Below are 16,645 nucleotides of genomic sequence, written 5' to 3' on the forward strand. Positions count from 1 at the left end.
AAAAACTATTGGGGTGGTAGAAGCTTTCTACCACCTTTACATATTTAAAAACCGGCCATATCAATCGTTTTGATGTCTTCTATAGATAACCGAACATCTCTCATACTATTTGGTGGCATAATGGATACAATGCCATTACGATAAGATATAATCGATCCTATATATGAGACGGTAGTCGTTCTTATCCTACATCTTACTTTTGGAATGTAATGAGGACGATTTAATAAAAAATGAATTTTTTCTTCATTATTCATATCCTTAAAGGATTTATTGTAAGGGACCGTTCTCACTTGCTCTTCCTCTACTTTTTCTTCCACCTCCACTTGAGGCTCCTCTCGTGGTTCTTGTTTCTCTTGTTCTACCACTTCTTCCACAGCACTACTTACAATAGTTTCATTTCTATTACTTTGCTCTTTTTGATCCTCATCTTCAAAATTCGTTAAAATAATTCTTTTTATTTTCGGTGCAGCGAGTTCTAAATTTACTTGTGCAATATATAACAACGGTTTTCCAACTGTTGAACTTTTATTTTTATTCTTCACACTCGTCCCTCCCACTTCCATACGTAGCTGGATAAATCGTGTACTATTATAGTTATATTCATAACGTGGCTAGAACTTTCGTTAAAAATCGTTCTTTCTGGGAACAATTAAAAAGGACAGTCTCAACGTTTAGAGACTGTCCTTTAAAAATTAAAATTATATTTACCCTAGAATATGATATCCTGAATCAACATGAATGTTTTCACCTGTTACTCCGCGTGCTAAATCACTGAATAAGAATACTGCTGTATCTCCAACTTCTTCTGGAGTCGTCGCACGACGAAGTGGTGCGCGCTCCTCAATTTCTTTTAAGATTGAGTTAAAGTCGCCTACACCTTTCGCAGATAACGTACGAATTGGTCCTGCAGAAATAGCGTTAACGCGAATGCCATGTTGTCCTAAATCGTTCGCTAAATATTTCACGCTAGCTTCTAATGAAGCTTTCGCAACACCCATAACGTTATAGTTTTTCACAACGCGCTCGCCGCCAAGGTATGTTAAAGTTAAAATATTTCCGCCTTCTGTCATCACTTTCTTCGCTTCTCTTGCTACAGCTGTTAAAGAGAATGCACTAATATTTTGTGCAAGTAAAAATCCATCGCGAGAAGTATCTACAAATTCGCCTTTTAAATCATCACGATTTGCAAAAGCAATACAGTGTGCAACACCGTGAATTGTACCAACTTCTTGCTTAATAGTTTCAAAGCAAGCTGTAAGTTCCTCATCATTCGTTACATCACAAGGTAATACAAGTGATTCTTGTCCTTCTAATGTTTCCGCTAGTTCACGAACGTTTCTTTCTAAACGCTCTCCTGCATATGTGAATATTAATTTTGCACCTGCATTATGCAAAGAGCGAGCAATTCCCCATGCAATACTTCTTTGGTTCGCAACGCCCATAACAACAAATGTTTTCCCTTGTAATAGTTCCATGATATATCCTCCCAGAAATACTTATACTTGTTATTAGTACCTGATACTATAATTATAGTACCATAAAACCTCTTAAAGGCAAACAAAAAAGTCACTAACATAAATTTGTTAATGACTTTTTGTTTCTATAAAAAACCTTTCTAATCCTTCTTCCCAAGTAGGCATTTGTAAAAAACCATTTAATCGTAGCATGTTATGTTGAAAGATAGAATATTTTGGTCTCGCAGCCGCCGATCCGAATTCTTCAGTTGAAACAGGTAATACATTCACTTTCATATTTGCATACGAAAATATTTTTTGGGCAAATTCAAACCAAGAACATGATCCTCTATTAGATACGTGATACGTACCGTATAAAGAAGTGTGAATGAGCTTATTAATCATCATATTTAAATCTGCCACGTACGTAGGAGAGCCAATTTGATCCGCTACAACAGATATGTTTTCTCTCTCTTTTCCTAATCGTAGCATCGTTTTCACAAAATTATTTCCATACTTACCATACAACCACGATGTACGAACTATAAAATATTTATTATGTAACTCTTTTACGAACTGCTCTCCTGCAAATTTAGAAGCTCCATATATATTTATCGGTGCTGGATTATGAAATTCATGATAGCCATCCGGTTTGTCACCTGGAAATACATAATCGGTACTGACATACACTAACTTAGCCCCTACTAATTGTGAAGCAACCGCTACATTTCGAGCTCCAATCGCATTTATTAAGTAAGCAAGATCCTCTTCTTTCTCAGCACCATCTACCTTCGTATACGCTGCACAATGAACAATTGTATGTGGCTTTATTTCTTGTACCACTTGCTTAATTCGGGATATATTTGTTACATCTAATAACTTTTTATCAAATGGATATATGTCATATTCCTCAGAATTCAACTCTTCTTGTAGTTGCTTCCCTAGCTGACCGTTCGCTCCCGTTATGATAATCCGTTCTTTCATCTACATGCCCCTTACTTTTCTTTTAGTGGTTTCCACCAGTCCACATTGTTTTTATACCATTCCACCGTTTCTTTTAATCCTTGTTCGAACGTATACTTCGGTTCCCATTCAAACTCATTCTTCATTTTTTGTGCATCAATCGCATAACGACGGTCGTGACCTAAACGGTCTGTTACAAATTCAATATCTTTTTTCGTTTTTCCTAAAAGTTTTATAATTTGTTCCACAACATCTACATTTGTTTTTTCGTTATTTCCGCCGATATTATACACCTCTCCTACACATCCCTTATGCAAAACGGTGTCAATTGCACTACAATGATCCGTTACATGCAGCCAATCCCTTACATTCAATCCATCACCATATAATGGTAGTTTCTTTCCTTCAAGCGCATTCGTAACCATTAACGGAATTAATTTCTCAGGATATTGGTACGGTCCGTAGTTATTAGAACAACGCGTTATAATAACTGGTAATTGATACGTTTCATAATAAGATAAGGCTATCATGTCGCTACTCGCTTTACTTGAAGAATATGGACTATTAGGAGCTAGCGGGGTTTCCTCGGTAAACTTTCCTGTTTTCCCTAAAGAACCGTATACTTCATCTGTTGATACTTGCACGAGTTTAATATGTGAATATTTTTTCACTAACTCCAACAGCGTGACTGTACCTATTACATTCGTATCATAAAAAGGAATTGGGTTTTCAATACTACGATCCACATGTGATTCAGCTGCGAAATTTACAATTACTTGCACGTCACGTTCCTTAACAACATGTTCCAGCAGCTCTCCATTTTGGATTTTCCCTTTTACAAATGAGTAGTTAGGATTGTCTTGAATAGACTTTACATTATTTAAATTCCCGCTATATGTTAATGCATCGTAATTAATGATTTTATATGTTTCATAGTTTTTTAACATATAGTGAATGAAATTACTTCCAATAAATCCAGCTCCACCTGTAACTAATATATTCATAAACAACTCTCCTACTTAAAAACTATCTTCATATTCCTGAAGTAATGGTAATATTCGATCCTTATCGGACAAGATAGGATTTGTTACCGGCCATGGAATTGATAATTCTTTATCTTCCCAAAGCAAACCGGAATCGTGATTAGCACTATAATACTCATCTACTTTATACATAACAATTGTATGAGGTACAATTGTACAAAAACCATGAGCAAATCCTTTCGGCACTAATAATTGCCTATGATTATCTGCGCTTAAAATATAACCTCTCCACTTTTTAAATGTAGGTGAATCTTTTCGCAAATCAACGATAACATCATATATTGCACCTTGCATAACTTGAATGAGTTTCGTTTGTGCTTTCGGATTTTTTTGAAAGTGTAGCCCTCGAATCGTCCCCGAATGCGCTGAATAAGATACGTTATCTTGCACAAATGAATGCGTAATCCCTAACGTTTCTAGCATCTTCTTATTATAACTTTCAGTAAAAAAACCTCGCTCGTCTTCAAACAATCTCGGTTCTAACAATTTCGCATCGGTAAAATTTGTTTCTACAACTTTCATATTTTCACCTATTCTCCATTAAACTGTTTCCCAAAGTTTATATCCCGCGCTAACGTATTCGCTCTTTGAAGAGAAGCATGCGTTCCCGCATCAGTCCACCAGCCGCTCATTTCATTATAAGTAAGTACTCCTCGTTTTAAATACCAATTATTTATATCTGTAATTTCAAGTTCCCCTCTTGCGGAAGGTTTTAATTCTTTTATATAAGAAAAGACTTTCGAATCATACAAATAAATTCCCGTAACAGCATAAGAACTTTTCGGCTCATTCGGCTTTTCTTCAATTTCAATTATTTTTCGGCCTTGAATATGCGCTACACCAAATCGCTCGGGATCTTCTACAGATTGAAGCAGCACTTTAGCCCCTTCTTTTTGACTTGCAAACTCTTCAACATACGGGCGAATATCATCTGAAAAGATATTATCTCCTAATATAACTATCATCCGATCATTTCCTACGAAATCTTCACAAAGTCCTAGCGCCTGCGCAATCCCGCCCGCCTTATCTTGCACACGATACGTAAAGGACACACCAAATTCTTGACCACTTCCTAGGAAGCTCACAACATCTCCCATATGCTCTTTACCGGTAATAATCATAATATCTGTAATTTCACATCGCTTCAGCTTATATACCGCATGATAAATCATCGGATACCGCCCAACGGGAAGTAAATGTTTATTTGTTACTTTCGTTATTGGATATAATCTCGACCCTGTCCCGCCTGCTAAAATAATCCCTTTCATCCTTCATCTCTCCCTTATGATGGAGATAGCACATCTTTATAATGTTCCACAAAAATTTCCCGGTATTTCTCATATGTATCCGCATCAAACTCATCTCCGTTGTAATGAATACACCATAAATTTGCTTGATTAGGGATACCAATTAAATATCCAGCCTTTTGAAATTCTAAAGACTGTGACACATCATAGAAATGGAATCCTTGAAACAAATCCTCTCGCCACGGAATATCATACTGCGTTGCCATGAGTAAACCATCGATTGCTTGCACTGACATAAAAGATTGATCTCCATAAAACCCCTGATCCAAATTTAATAATTGATAATTCCGTCTTCTGTACTCAATCACTTTCCCTACTAAATTTTTCCCTTCCCACCATATCCCGTTACTCGGTAAAAACTGAGCACCAGCTACTCCAATTAAACCAAGCTTTTCATTTTCTTTAAAAAGAGAAATGAGGGTACAAAACATATCACGATTAATAAGGTAAGTATCTTGATGTATATATACTTTATATTTCGCCGGATATGAAAGTGCTCGATTGTACGCACTTGCCATACTTTTCGCATCTCGTATCGGAAAAATTTGCACTACATAGCCAGGGGGAACAACAATGTTTCTTATTTGCCTTTCGCATTGCTCGAAAAGCTCTTCATTATTTACACAAACAACGACTAATATTGTATGATCTTTCATTTTGTAGCCCTCTATTCTTCCTTATTCACATCTGACATATAGTTCTCTACAAATACTTTTCTATACTTTTCATAGTTCGTCATATTTACATCGAAATGATAATGAATACACCAAGCATCACGCTGCACAGGGACACCGACTGTATACCCAGCTTTTTTAAATTCAAAAGATTGGGATACATCATAAAAATCAAACCCATCAAATAAGTCCTCTCGCCACGGAATATCATATTGTGTCGCCATCAATAAACCGTCAATACATTCCACAGGAATAAATGTTTTCGATTCATGAAATGGTTGCTCTAAACTTGCCATATAAAACAAATCGTTCATATAACCAATGACTTTCCCGACAATCCCACGCCCTTCGTTCCATACACCATTTGGAGGAACATATTGGGATCCAACCATCCCAATCATCCCAAGATGTTCATGCTCCTCAAATAATTGAATTAATCCGTATAGAAAGGCTCCATTTATAATAAAGACATCTTGGTGTAAATACACTTTATACTTCGCTGGATGTGAAATGGCTTGATTGTATCCGCTCGTCATACTTTTTGCATTTCGAATCGGCATAAATTGTATAGTATACCCAGGAGGTACTGCCAATTTCAATATATGTCGCGCACATTGTGCATACAATTTCCGATCATTTATACATGTAACAAATAGTATTGTTTTTTCTGCAGCACTCATAATTGTGATTTTTCTGCTTCAATAATATATTGAAATACAACTGTCTCAGCCATGAAGCCACTTCCAAGACGATACTTTTTACAAATTCCATATAACTCTTCAATAAGTGGCTCATATATTTTATGATCAACATATACACGATCTACTTTACTAATAGAATATCCTGCTTTTAAAAACATTCTTAGCATTTCATTAAAAGTAAAGAAACGAATATGCGTTTTATCTAATAAGCCATATTCTGTATACGTCCAATTTCCAGCGAGTAAGGGAGCTAATACTGAAATGTGCGCAACGTTTGGTATGCTAGCTAAAATCACACCATTTTCTTTTATATATGGCTTTACTTTCTTTATGACAGCCCACGGATCAAATAAATGCTCTAATACATCCCCGAATATGACACAATCAAATTGTTCCTTCTCATAAGGAAGATCCATTGTTTCTATATCACCTAAAATAACATGATCTAGTTTTTCTTTCGCTTTTTCGGCAGCCTCTGGGAACGCCTCAATTCCTGATACACGTGCTCCATTTTCTTTTATAGCCGCTCCTAATGCACCGCTCGAGCAACCAATATCAAGAACTTCTTGCCATTCCTTTTTTATATGCTTGAATAAATTAGGATTTATCGCATTATAATAATGTTTAGATTTTTCTTCGTATAAAGAACTTTTCTCCCGATTCATTTCACACACTCCTTATGCAAATTGAATTTGAAATATAAACAAAAGATATTCTACAAAGGATGCCATCTCTATTGGTTGCATTACCGATACTCTAATATATAGCCATTCTACTATCATTAGAATAACGACAAGTCATTTCCTAAAAATAGAACAAATTACATTTTATATTGTTTATCATAGACGCCTCTAAAATATTTACGGTTATATTCAATCGCAGCATTATTCGGAACATAAGAAGCTGCCAATTCATTATAATAATAAGCTTTATCTTGATCTCCTAATCTGCTATAACAAATACACATTTGTAAATATGGAATCCACGTATAACTAGCCGGACTGTGAAAAGGACTATCCTCTGCTAGCGGCACTTCAGTTGCTAGCTTAAACCAAAATATCGCTTCATTATACTTTTGTTGTTCCATATATATATATCCTATTCTTGTACAATTCTCTCCTCTAGGAATACCATAACGAAACGACTTCGTACAAGTTTCAACTGCCTTCTCCCAGTCTCCTAACTTCGCATAACAATCTCCTAACTTACCACATGCATAAATTTTCTCTTCATGCCATCCTTCCTCTTGATTAAGAAATGTTTCATACAGAAGAACCGCATCGTCGTATTTTTGATTATCCATAGATTCATTACCGTAATAAAATAAATCTCTCGGGCTTAATTCTTCTCCAGCTGCTACAGCATTTTGAAAAATTTTCAAATTACGATTCGTTATTTCTTTTTCTTTCTTATGTGTAATGGCGACATTACTATTGTAAATCTCACCAGAAACAGCTAAATACTCATGCACCTTTCCAAACCATTGAAATTGTTTTTCACGCTTTACAAGTCGATATCTTCTTGTGCAATATAAAGGTTTCCCATTAGAATCCATTACAAGATAATAAGGCATAGAAACAGCGTCAACTTTACCATCTAACTCTCGTTTTAATGTTTTCAGTGATTCTTGAGCTTCCTCTAATAACACATCATCAGCATCTAACCATAATATATATTCTTGCGTTGCTTTTGAAAACGCAAAATTTCTAGCTGCCGCAAAATCATCAACCCACGGAAAATCGTGTATGTTAGAAGTGTATTTTGCTACAATTTCCTTCGTTCGATCAGTGGATCCTGTATCAACTACAATAATTTCATCAACAATTTTTTCTACCGCGTCCAAACATCGATCTATTGTATTTTCCTCATCGCGAACAATCATACATAGACTAATTGTAATTCCTTGCTTGTTCAACATAATCACCCTCTTCCAACTCAATCATATGTTATACATACAATAAACTTTCCATTTTTTTAACTTGTTCAAGCTATTTAAGATTTCTTTTTAATAATTCAAATGTCCGTGTCATTTTCTTGCGATTTTGCATCTACTATATAATGAAAGCTTTATGGAGGTGAATTTATGTCAAATAATAATTATTCAGATGGCTTAAATCCTGATGAATTCTTATCAGCTAGTGCATTTGATCCTAATCTTGTAGGTCCAACTTTACCACCAATACCACCGTTTACACTTCCAACCGGACCTACTGGACCTACTGGGCCTACTGGACCTACTGGACCTACCGTACCGACTGGGCCAACTGGGCCTACTGGACCGACTGGACCGACTGGGCCGACTGGGCCGACTGGGCCGACTGGGCCGACTGGAGACACTGGTACAACTGGTACAACTGGCGCGACTGGCGCAACTGGCGCAACTGGACCGACTGGGCCGACTGGAGACACTGGCGCAACTGGACCGACTGGGCCGACTGGAGACACTGGCGCAACTGGACCGACTGGGCCGACTGGAGACACTGGTGCCACTGGACCGACTGGGCCGACTGGGCCGACTGGGCCGACTGGACCATCTGGATTAGGACTTCCAGCAGGATTGTATGCATTTAACTCTGCTACAATTTCTTTAGCTCTTGGAATTAATGATCCTGTACCGTTTAACACGGTTGGATCTCAGTTTGGTACAGCAATTTCTCAATTAGACGCTGATACTTTCATCATAAGTGAAACTGGATTCTATAAAATTACTGTTATCGCATATACTGCAGCAGTAAGTATATTAGGTAGCCTCGCAATTCAAGTGAACGGCGTTAATATACCTGGCGCTGGAACAAGTTTAATCTCACTTGGAGCGCCTCTCGTTATCCAGGCAATTACACAAATTACAATAACTCCATCAATGGTTGAAGCTGTTGTTACAGGACTCGGATTATCTCTAGCTCTTGGTACAAGTGCATCCATTATCATTGAAAAAATCGCTTGATTTTTTACTTAGCAGTAAAACTGATATCAGTTTTACTGCTTTTTCAATTATGAATTCATTCATGAAACCAGCACTATCCACATAATCATATTGTTGTATGACATTTCGCAGGAGGCACCTAAATGGAAAATAAATTTGCTGTTCAGCTTTATCTCGAGTTGTTAAAGAAAACAATTTTATTTGAAATATGGCTAGAGTATGAGCCATATTTACCTGCTTCATTACATATTTCTAAGGAACTTCCATATGAACCAGTTACCGTACCACTTCCTTTATTCATTAAGCAATATGCTGAAAACCATAACTTGAAAATTGTGAAACCAGATGTTTTAAAAAGTGAACGTCAAGATGGGATGGATTGGCCAAGAGCAGCACACAGTATGATCGGCCGGGAACGAATGAATCAATTACATGAAGCATTAGAAACAGTTGTCCGTGAAAATATAGAAGGTGATTTTATTGAAACAGGTGTGTGGCGCGGGGGATCGTGCATTTTTATGAATGGTTTTTTACAAGCAAACAACATTACTGATCGTAATGTCTGGGTTGCTGATTCATTTGAAGGTTTGCCAACACCGAATTTAGAACAATACCCGAGAGATTTCGGCGATTACTTACACAGCTTTGATTATTTACGTGTTTCTTTAGAACAAGTACAAGAAAACTTTAGAAAATACGATTTATTAAATGACCAGGTAAAGTTTTTAAAAGGTTGGTTTAAAGATACTTTACCGTCAGCACCGATAGAAAAAATTGCGATTGCTCGCCTTGACGGTGATATGTATGAATCAACGATGGATGGTCTTGTAAACTTATACGATAAAGTTTCAACAGGCGGCTATATTATTATTGATGATTACGGATTACCAGCATGTGCAGATGCTGTAACAGACTTTAGAAATCAAAGAAACTTAAAAGCACCTATTACTAAAATCGATGTATTCGGGGTTTATTGGCGAAAAGAATAGGGCGAAACTTTATTCAGTTAGGGTTTCTCCACCTCACACTAATTATTAGCCTTCGCCAATAGCATGATAAATAAAAACAAAAGCTCCCATTACTATTTCCAGTTGTTCTAGGGAGCTTTTTACATATCGCAACAGTTCTAATATCGTTTTTCCTCCCACTATAAAATGTTAGCTGCATATTAAAAATGTTGGTTCCCTATTTACTACAAGGAAGGAGTGAAATTATGAGCGAGCTTGAAAAAAAAATCGCATTAATCCCACCTCCCGAACTCGTCCAATATGTAGGTGGCGACTTTCAAAAGGTTGGAAAAGAATTCATAAAGCATTTTATTCAAATTGGTAGTTTAAAATCCAATGAAACAGTGTTAGATGTAGGTTGTGGTGTCGGTCGAATGGCGGTTCCATTAATGAATTACTTAGGTGATGATGGAGCTTATTATGGATTTGATTTATTTAAAGATGGCATTACATGGTGCAAAAATAATATTTCAGCTGCCCGTAGCAATTTCCATTTTGAACACGTTGATATATATAATCAATTCTACAACCCAGAAGGAAAAGAAGATGCTTCTCAATACAAATTTCCATATGAAGACGATTCATTCGATTTTATTTTTTTAACTTCTGTATTTACCCACCTCCTTCCGAAAGAATTAGAACATTACGTATCTGAGATTGTACGTGTTCTAAAAAAAGATGGGAGATGTTTTATTACCTTCTTTCTTATTAACCCTGAATCATCCTATTACTTAAATTCAGGGCTAAGTACATTAGGTTTTTATCATCAAATTGAAAATTGTTATGTTGTGAATAAAGATATTCCTAATTTCGCAGTTGCCTATCCTGAAGAAGATATCCGCATCTTATTAAATAAACATGGCTTAGAGGTAATCAATAAACCGCATTATGGTTTATGGTGCGGCAGAAATGAGTATACAAGTTATCAAGATATCGTTCTTACAAAAAAAGCTTCTGAAAGGTAGTTTCGTATGAATAATAAAAAAAAATCACCTCTCGTTTCCATCCTTATTCCCACTTATAATCGACCACATTATTTCAAAATTGCTCTAGAAAGTGCATTAGCACAAACTTATCCAAACATTGAAATTATTATAGGAGACGATAGTACAAATGATGAGACAGAAATCTTAATAAATGAACAGTATTTACCTAATTATAAAAACATAACATACATTCGAAACACCACTACTTTAGGACAATTTCATAACGATCTTATGCTCTTAGAGAAATCTAATGGGGAGTATATAAATTTTTTAATGGACGATGATGTGTTTTATAATCATAAAATACAAAAAATGATGGCTTATTTTGAGCAAGATACAAATAAAAATCTCGCTCTTATAACTTCTTATCGAGTACGTATTGATGATCACGGAAATTTAATTGGAGATGCTCATCCAACACAAAGATTATATAGCGAAGACATTCAATTAAACGGAATATTTTTAGGCGACTGGATGTTAAAAGGTGGGCATAACATTATCGGTGAGCCTACAACTATTCTGTTTAGAAAACAGTTACTCACTGAACCTTTCGGCACGCTAAAAGGGAGGCACTATTCTTGTAGTGTCGATATGGCATCATGGATTTCCTTACTTTCTAAAGGAGACGCAGTATACATATCCGAACCTTTAAGCCAATTTCGCTACCACACTGGGCAACAAATACACAGCAAGCTTCTTGAAGGATCTGAGGATTTTACGCACCTCGTTATAACTTCAAAAGAATACGGATTTTTACAAGATAATACAGATTATAGACTAGGTCTAATTAGCGCTTATAAATGGTGTAAAAGTTCCTTAGAATATTATAGCCAGCTACCAAACCTCATTCCAGATGCACATGTACGTCTTTCCCATTGTTTGGACATAATTATAAAAGAGTTACATCATTAGTCTATTCTGTGAAAATAAAATGTGTGATCTGTACGTGAATAATGCGTATAGTTCATACATTCTTTTTAAACTATGTGATGCACCAACTAAAACCCACTAATATAGAGCAGTAGAAAGGAATTCATACAGTGAAAGATCCGAACACTCAATATCAAATAGACTACATATTAATATTCATTTTATTTGCCATTGGGATTGTTAGTTGCTTTGCTATCGCAAGTGCACAAGCTTCTTTACCACCATTTTTACAAAACGTAAATTTTGTATTAAAACAAATCCAATGGTATGCCATTGGATTTATCGCCATTGGTGTTATTATGGTTATTGATTTCGATCGCTATAAACAAATTGCTTGGTATTTATATAGCTTTGCACTCATACTTCTAATTGGCCTAGAACTTCAAGTTCCTGGCGCCGTTACAATTAAAGGGGCTACCGCGTGGTACAGACTTCCAGGCATCGGAAACTTTCAGCCTTCTGAAATTATGAAATTATTTTTGATTATCGTCGTTGGACGAATTATAGCGAATCATAATGAAAAATACCTTTTTCGGACAACTCGTGAAGATTTCATTTTACTTTTAAAAATATTTGCAGCTAGTTTACCTCCACTACTTCTAATCGCAAAAGAACCTGATTTAGGAAACACAATGGTCATTTCAGCGATGCTTGCAACAATGGTTTTAGTTTCTGGTATACGTTGGCGCTTTATCCTCGGATTAACCTCCGGTATTTTCGCCATAGGCTCTACCTTAACATATATTTATTTCACGCATACAGAGTTCTTTAAAGAGCACATTCTAAAAGAATATCAATTAAATCGCTTCTATGGTTGGCTTGCACCTTATAAATATGACGCACAAGGATACCAATTAAGACAAGCATTTTTAGCTACTGGATCAGGAGAGATGCAAGGAAAAGGATGGGAAAATAGACAAGTATATTTTCCAGAGCCACATACAGATTTTATTTTTACAAATATCGCTGAACAATTCGGTTTTTTAGGAGCAAGTGTTATTATTTCATTTTTTTTCTTACTCATTTACCGAATGATCCATATCGCTTTAGAAAGCAATGAACCTTTCGGTAGTTATATTTGCGCTGGTACAATTGGAATGTTTACGTTCCAAGTATTCCAAAATATTGGGATGACAATTGGTTTACTCCCTATTACAGGAATAACGTTACCGCTTATGAGCTACGGCGGGAGTTCACTGCTCACATATATGGTTGCTATTGGATTTATTTTAAACGTACGCTCAAGAACTAAAATCTTTATGTTTAAATGAACCATATCGAAAAACGGTATGGTTTTTTTCTATGTCCATTTTAGATATACTAATGAAAAAATGAGCTGGAGGTTTAAATATGAAATATGACATTATAGGTGATATTCACGGATGCTTCCAAGAGTTTCAAGATTTAACAACGAAATTAGGGTATAGCTGGGATAGTGGTATCCCAATTCATAACGCAAAACGAAGGCTTGCATTCGTTGGTGATATTACAGACCGAGGTCCTCATTCATTACGGATGATTGAAATTGTATGGGAGCTCGTAATAAATAGAAAAGATGCTTATTATGCTCCAGGGAATCACTGTAATAAACTGTATCGTTTCTTCCTTGGACGTAATGTTACAATCGCTCATGGGCTCGAAACAACTGTTGCAGAATATGAAGCATTGCCTTCTAATAAGCAACAAATAATAAAAGAAAAATTCATTACTCTTTACGAACAATCACCGCTATATCACATACTGGATGAAAAAAAATTAACCGTCTGTCACGCTGGTATTCGGCAAGATTACATAGGAAGACAAGATAAAAAAGTACAAACCTTTGTATTATATGGTGATATGACCGGCGAAAAACACCCTGACGGCTCACCTGTCCGCCGAGATTGGGCGAAAGAGTATAAGGGTGAAACTTGGATTGTTTATGGACATACACCTGTCAATGAACCTCGCTTTGTGAATCATACAGTCAATATTGATACTGGTGCTGTATTTGGTGGTAAACTAACTGGACTACGTTACCCTGAGTTGGAGACCGTTTCTGTCCCTTCTTCCCTACCTTTTGTCCCTGAAAAGTTCCGCCCAATTTCATAAAGTGAAACTTTAATCAGTGGGGGTTTTGTTCATCCCCCATTGATTATTAGCCCGCACCAATCGGGATAAATACCTCTACTTAATACAATTCACGATTTGCAGAAGATCATGGTGTTTTCTAGACATATTCCACACTAAAACTAGATAAAGCAATTAAAAAAAGATTCAATAAAGTGCATCTTTTTTTAATTGCACGGCATATACTGTCGCAGGAGGTGACGGAATGAAGAAAAAATCTTCTAAACAAAAAAGAAAATTCCACCCTTTATACCATCCCATGTATGGAATTAACAACTGGTGCAGTATTCGAGCTGCAGCTATAGAAGAAATAGAAGAACAAGAGTCATCAAAAAAAAGCAAACCGAGAGAAAAATATGTCTCTTTAGAAAATGCTGTTATGAGGCGAATTATAGATAGCAGGAAAATAAAAGCAAAACAAAAAAAGAAGCTCGCTTCTAATAATGATGAACCTGTGCTTAATTCGGAAAAGATACAAGAAAATATAGAAGAAAACATTCCTGCAGCAATAAAGGAAAAAGTACAACCAGAAATTCCAGCTACTATTATAAATCAAGTAAAAAAAATAAAAGAAGCATTAATCTTGGGCAACGATGTACAAATAGAAGGATCCGCCCCTATTCAGGCTCCTGTACCTACACCTATAAAAAAAGAAAATAACAAAGGAGCTCGTCACGCATATAAAGAAGGACTTCACTCTAAAGCTGATGGAATCGCTTCACATGCAGAAGGGCTTCTTACACATGCAACGGGTCCCTTTTCTCATGCAGAAGGGACAAAAACAAAGGCAACTGGACATAGTTCGCATAGCGAAGGAAGTGAAACGACAGCAGGCGGCTCTTATTCTCATGCAGAAGGAAAACATGCAATTGCTTTGGGCGAAGCAGCACATGCAGAAGGAACCGCAACTATCGCTAACGGATTCTCATCTCATGCGGAAGGAAATCATACATCAACAGCTAATTTTGCAGGCAGCCATATTATGGGTAAATTTGGTACAGCAGAAGAAGCTTATTCCTGGTTTATCGCAAATGGGACAAATGACACTGATTATAATATAGGTGCCAAATGGCTTGCCCATAACGGAGAAATGTATATCGATGGTGCCTCTTACAATGCGGGCGGTACTGATTTTGCACAAATGTTTGAGACAGCAGATCATAGCCCTATTGATATCGGTTATTTCATTACATTTAGTGGCGAAGAAAAAATTCGAAAAGCTACTTCTAATGATACATTCATATTAGGCATATCTAGCGCTACTCCTGCTCTCATAGGAAATAGCGGTGCTTTAAGTTGGCAAAAACGCTATAAAACAGATAGCTTCGGAAAACGTCAATATACGCGTACGGATACGCAAGAAATACGACCTCTTTTAAATAAAGAATGGGATCCAGCTTGTAAGTATATATCAAGAAGAGACCGTACTGAGTGGCTTCCTGTCGGATTAATTGGACAAATGTTAGTACGTGATGACGGCACTTGCGAAACACACGGATATTGTCGTCCGAATGATGACGGCATTGCCACAAAAGCTGAAAGTGGCTTTTTCGTTATAAAACGTACTGGTGAAAATCAAATTTTAATATTATTTCGCTAAAAAAAGGGAACAAAATTCTTTTTATGATAAGAATTTTGTTCCCTTTTAATTGTTATGTAAAGCGTATTGCATATCATCTGGGATACTTACGGTAAAAGTCATTCCCTTTTCTAAAATAGGATGATAAAACGTCAACGATGTACTATGAAGCGCTTGACGTTTTATCACATCTCTTCGGCCGCCGTATAGATCATCCCCAAGTAGCGGATGTCCTATATATGCCATATGTACACGAATTTGATGTGTTCTTCCCGTCTCGAGCTCAAGCGATACATGCGTCTTATCGGAAGAACTCTCCATCACTCTAAAATGAGTGACAGCTCTTTGACCATCTTCACAGACCGTTCGCTCGATAATACTATCCGCTTTTCGTCCAATTGGCGCATCAATCGTTCCTACTTCTTCTAAAATAGTCCCATGAACAATCGCCTCATACGTTCGTTTCACCCCTTTTTGTTGATGCTGCTTTGATAAAAGGTGGTGAACAAATCTATTTTTCGCAATTAACATAAGCCCTGAAGTATCACGGTCTAACCTCGTCACAATGTGCACCGTACTTGCAAGATTTTGTTTATCATAATGATGTAAAAGAGCGTTTGCAACACTTCCTGACGGGTGCTCCCTAGACGGAATCGTCGACATATTTGCTTCTTTATTTATAACAAGAACCGCTTCATCTTCATATACGATACATAAAGGGATCTCTTCCACTTCCATCCCTTCACTTCTTTCCTCCACTGGAAAAAAGATTTGTAACTCTTCACCAGCTTGTAACTTGTGACGAACACTCGTGTGTTGACCGTTTACTTCAATTGCTCCCCCGCGGAACTTTATATCCGTTAAAGCAGCTTTCGAAATCCCTTTTGTTTTCAAAAATTCTCTAACTAAAGTTCCCTCTTCAGCCAGCCCTATATCCCATTTCAATGTAAATCTGTTCAAATATATAAA

18 protein-coding genes are annotated in these 16,645 nt (G+C 36.6%); 7 read left to right on the top strand and 11 right to left on the bottom strand.

Annotation, left to right across the window (positions count from 1 at the left end; all coding sequences use genetic code 11):
* Nucleotides 1-44: 44 nt before the first annotated feature.
* From MKX77_RS18050 to MKX77_RS18095, 10 genes are all read right to left on the bottom strand, one after another.
* The gene (locus MKX77_RS18050) at nt 45-563 is read right to left on the bottom strand and encodes a CotO family spore coat protein (RefSeq protein WP_341307406.1); all 519 of its coding nucleotides are present in this window, start codon (nt 561-563) and stop codon (nt 45-47) included.
* A 141-nt stretch (nt 564-704) separates the two neighbouring features.
* Complete coding sequence (fabI, locus tag MKX77_RS18055) at nt 705-1,475, bottom strand: enoyl-ACP reductase FabI (protein WP_002011384.1); 771 nt, start codon at nt 1,473-1,475, stop codon at nt 705-707.
* A gap of 108 nt (nt 1,476-1,583) precedes the next feature.
* Nucleotides 1,584-2,438, bottom strand: a complete 855-nt coding sequence (rfbD, locus tag MKX77_RS18060; protein WP_341307407.1) for a dTDP-4-dehydrorhamnose reductase — start codon at nt 2,436-2,438, stop codon at nt 1,584-1,586.
* An 11-nt stretch (nt 2,439-2,449) separates the two neighbouring features.
* On the bottom strand, nt 2,450-3,421 hold the full coding sequence (gene rfbB, locus MKX77_RS18065; protein WP_341307408.1) for a dTDP-glucose 4,6-dehydratase: 972 nt from the start codon (nt 3,419-3,421) through the stop codon (nt 2,450-2,452).
* 15 nt (nt 3,422-3,436) lie between these two features.
* A complete protein-coding gene (gene rfbC, locus MKX77_RS18070) occupies nt 3,437-3,982 on the bottom strand; it encodes a dTDP-4-dehydrorhamnose 3,5-epimerase (protein WP_341307409.1) in 546 nt (181 codons plus the stop codon).
* A gap of 8 nt (nt 3,983-3,990) precedes the next feature.
* Nucleotides 3,991-4,728, bottom strand: a complete 738-nt coding sequence (locus MKX77_RS18075; RefSeq protein WP_341307410.1) for a sugar phosphate nucleotidyltransferase — start codon at nt 4,726-4,728, stop codon at nt 3,991-3,993.
* Between the two features lie 14 nt (nt 4,729-4,742).
* Entirely contained in the window at nt 4,743-5,423 is a 681-nt protein-coding gene (locus MKX77_RS18080; protein WP_341307411.1) for a glycosyltransferase family protein, read from the bottom strand.
* Between the two features lie 11 nt (nt 5,424-5,434).
* Nucleotides 5,435-6,121, bottom strand: coding sequence for a glycosyltransferase family protein (locus MKX77_RS18085; RefSeq protein ID WP_002140852.1), 687 nt, complete (start codon nt 6,119-6,121; stop codon nt 5,435-5,437).
* Nucleotides 6,118-6,807 (bottom strand): class I SAM-dependent methyltransferase, encoded by a 690-nt coding sequence (locus MKX77_RS18090; RefSeq protein ID WP_341307412.1) that lies wholly within the window; start codon nt 6,805-6,807, stop codon nt 6,118-6,120. The genes MKX77_RS18085 and MKX77_RS18090 overlap by 4 nt, the downstream gene beginning before the upstream one ends.
* A gap of 155 nt (nt 6,808-6,962) precedes the next feature.
* The gene (locus tag MKX77_RS18095; RefSeq protein WP_002064275.1) at nt 6,963-8,060 is read right to left on the bottom strand and encodes a tetratricopeptide repeat-containing glycosyltransferase family 2 protein; all 1,098 of its coding nucleotides are present in this window, start codon (nt 8,058-8,060) and stop codon (nt 6,963-6,965) included.
* A gap of 165 nt (nt 8,061-8,225) precedes the next feature.
* On the opposite strand from MKX77_RS18095, the gene MKX77_RS18100 reads away from it, so the two are divergent.
* The 7 genes from MKX77_RS18100 to MKX77_RS18130 all read left to right on the top strand — a co-directional run bounded on the left by MKX77_RS18100 (nt 8,226) and on the right by MKX77_RS18130 (nt 15,697).
* A complete protein-coding gene (locus MKX77_RS18100; RefSeq protein WP_341307413.1) occupies nt 8,226-9,086 on the top strand; it encodes a BclA C-terminal domain-containing protein in 861 nt (286 codons plus the stop codon).
* Nucleotides 9,087-9,208: 122 nt separating this feature from the next.
* Nucleotides 9,209-10,054, top strand: a complete 846-nt coding sequence (locus MKX77_RS18105; protein WP_341307414.1) for a TylF/MycF family methyltransferase — start codon at nt 9,209-9,211, stop codon at nt 10,052-10,054.
* Between the two features lie 224 nt (nt 10,055-10,278).
* Entirely contained in the window at nt 10,279-11,037 is a 759-nt protein-coding gene (locus MKX77_RS18110; RefSeq protein WP_341307415.1) for a class I SAM-dependent methyltransferase, read from the top strand.
* 6 nt (nt 11,038-11,043) lie between these two features.
* Nucleotides 11,044-11,970 (top strand): glycosyltransferase family 2 protein, encoded by a 927-nt coding sequence (locus MKX77_RS18115; RefSeq protein WP_215574588.1) that lies wholly within the window; start codon nt 11,044-11,046, stop codon nt 11,968-11,970.
* Between the two features lie 128 nt (nt 11,971-12,098).
* On the top strand, nt 12,099-13,259 hold the full coding sequence (locus MKX77_RS18120; protein ID WP_063217374.1) for an FtsW/RodA/SpoVE family cell cycle protein: 1,161 nt from the start codon (nt 12,099-12,101) through the stop codon (nt 13,257-13,259).
* Between the two features lie 79 nt (nt 13,260-13,338).
* A complete protein-coding gene (prpE, locus tag MKX77_RS18125; protein ID WP_341307416.1) occupies nt 13,339-14,079 on the top strand; it encodes a bis(5'-nucleosyl)-tetraphosphatase PrpE in 741 nt (246 codons plus the stop codon).
* Between the two features lie 223 nt (nt 14,080-14,302).
* The gene (locus MKX77_RS18130) at nt 14,303-15,697 is read left to right on the top strand and encodes a peptidase G2 autoproteolytic cleavage domain-containing protein (protein ID WP_341307417.1); all 1,395 of its coding nucleotides are present in this window, start codon (nt 14,303-14,305) and stop codon (nt 15,695-15,697) included.
* Between the two features lie 45 nt (nt 15,698-15,742).
* On the opposite strand, the gene MKX77_RS18135 is transcribed toward MKX77_RS18130, so the two are convergent.
* Nucleotides 15,743-16,636, bottom strand: coding sequence for an RluA family pseudouridine synthase (locus MKX77_RS18135; RefSeq protein WP_341307418.1), 894 nt, complete (start codon nt 16,634-16,636; stop codon nt 15,743-15,745).
* Between the last annotated feature and the right edge of the window lie 9 nt (nt 16,637-16,645).

It is taken from the genome of Bacillus sp. FSL R9-9410, from assembly GCF_038050385.1.
Classification (GTDB): domain Bacteria; phylum Bacillota; class Bacilli; order Bacillales; family Bacillaceae_G; genus Bacillus_A; species Bacillus_A cereus_U.

Bases quoted from the DNA above. Each gene is read 5' to 3' on its own strand.
- MKX77_RS18050 (WP_341307406.1), bottom strand. From the start codon at position 563: ATGGAAGTGGGAGGGACGAGTGTGAAGAATAAAAATAAAAGTTCAACA.
- fabI (WP_002011384.1), bottom strand. From the start codon at position 1,475: ATGGAACTATTACAAGGGAAAACATTTGTTGTTATGGGCGTTGCGAAC.
- rfbD (WP_341307407.1), bottom strand. From the start codon at position 2,438: ATGAAAGAACGGATTATCATAACGGGAGCGAACGGTCAGCTAGGGAAG.
- rfbB (WP_341307408.1), bottom strand. From the start codon at position 3,421: ATGAATATATTAGTTACAGGTGGAGCTGGATTTATTGGAAGTAATTTC.
- rfbC (WP_341307409.1), bottom strand. From the start codon at position 3,982: ATGAAAGTTGTAGAAACAAATTTTACCGATGCGAAATTGTTAGAACCG.
- MKX77_RS18075 (WP_341307410.1), bottom strand. From the start codon at position 4,728: ATGAAAGGGATTATTTTAGCAGGCGGGACAGGGTCGAGATTATATCCA.
- MKX77_RS18080 (WP_341307411.1), bottom strand. From the start codon at position 5,423: ATGAAAGATCATACAATATTAGTCGTTGTTTGTGTAAATAATGAAGAG.
- MKX77_RS18085 (WP_002140852.1), bottom strand. From the start codon at position 6,121: ATGAGTGCTGCAGAAAAAACAATACTATTTGTTACATGTATAAATGAT.
- MKX77_RS18090 (WP_341307412.1), bottom strand. From the start codon at position 6,807: ATGAATCGGGAGAAAAGTTCTTTATACGAAGAAAAATCTAAACATTAT.
- MKX77_RS18095 (WP_002064275.1), bottom strand. From the start codon at position 8,060: ATGTTGAACAAGCAAGGAATTACAATTAGTCTATGTATGATTGTTCGC.
- MKX77_RS18100 (WP_341307413.1), top strand. From the start codon at position 8,226: ATGTCAAATAATAATTATTCAGATGGCTTAAATCCTGATGAATTCTTA.
- MKX77_RS18105 (WP_341307414.1), top strand. From the start codon at position 9,209: ATGGAAAATAAATTTGCTGTTCAGCTTTATCTCGAGTTGTTAAAGAAA.
- MKX77_RS18110 (WP_341307415.1), top strand. From the start codon at position 10,279: ATGAGCGAGCTTGAAAAAAAAATCGCATTAATCCCACCTCCCGAACTC.
- MKX77_RS18115 (WP_215574588.1), top strand. From the start codon at position 11,044: ATGAATAATAAAAAAAAATCACCTCTCGTTTCCATCCTTATTCCCACT.
- prpE (WP_341307416.1), top strand. From the start codon at position 13,339: ATGAAATATGACATTATAGGTGATATTCACGGATGCTTCCAAGAGTTT.
- MKX77_RS18130 (WP_341307417.1), top strand. From the start codon at position 14,303: ATGAAGAAAAAATCTTCTAAACAAAAAAGAAAATTCCACCCTTTATAC.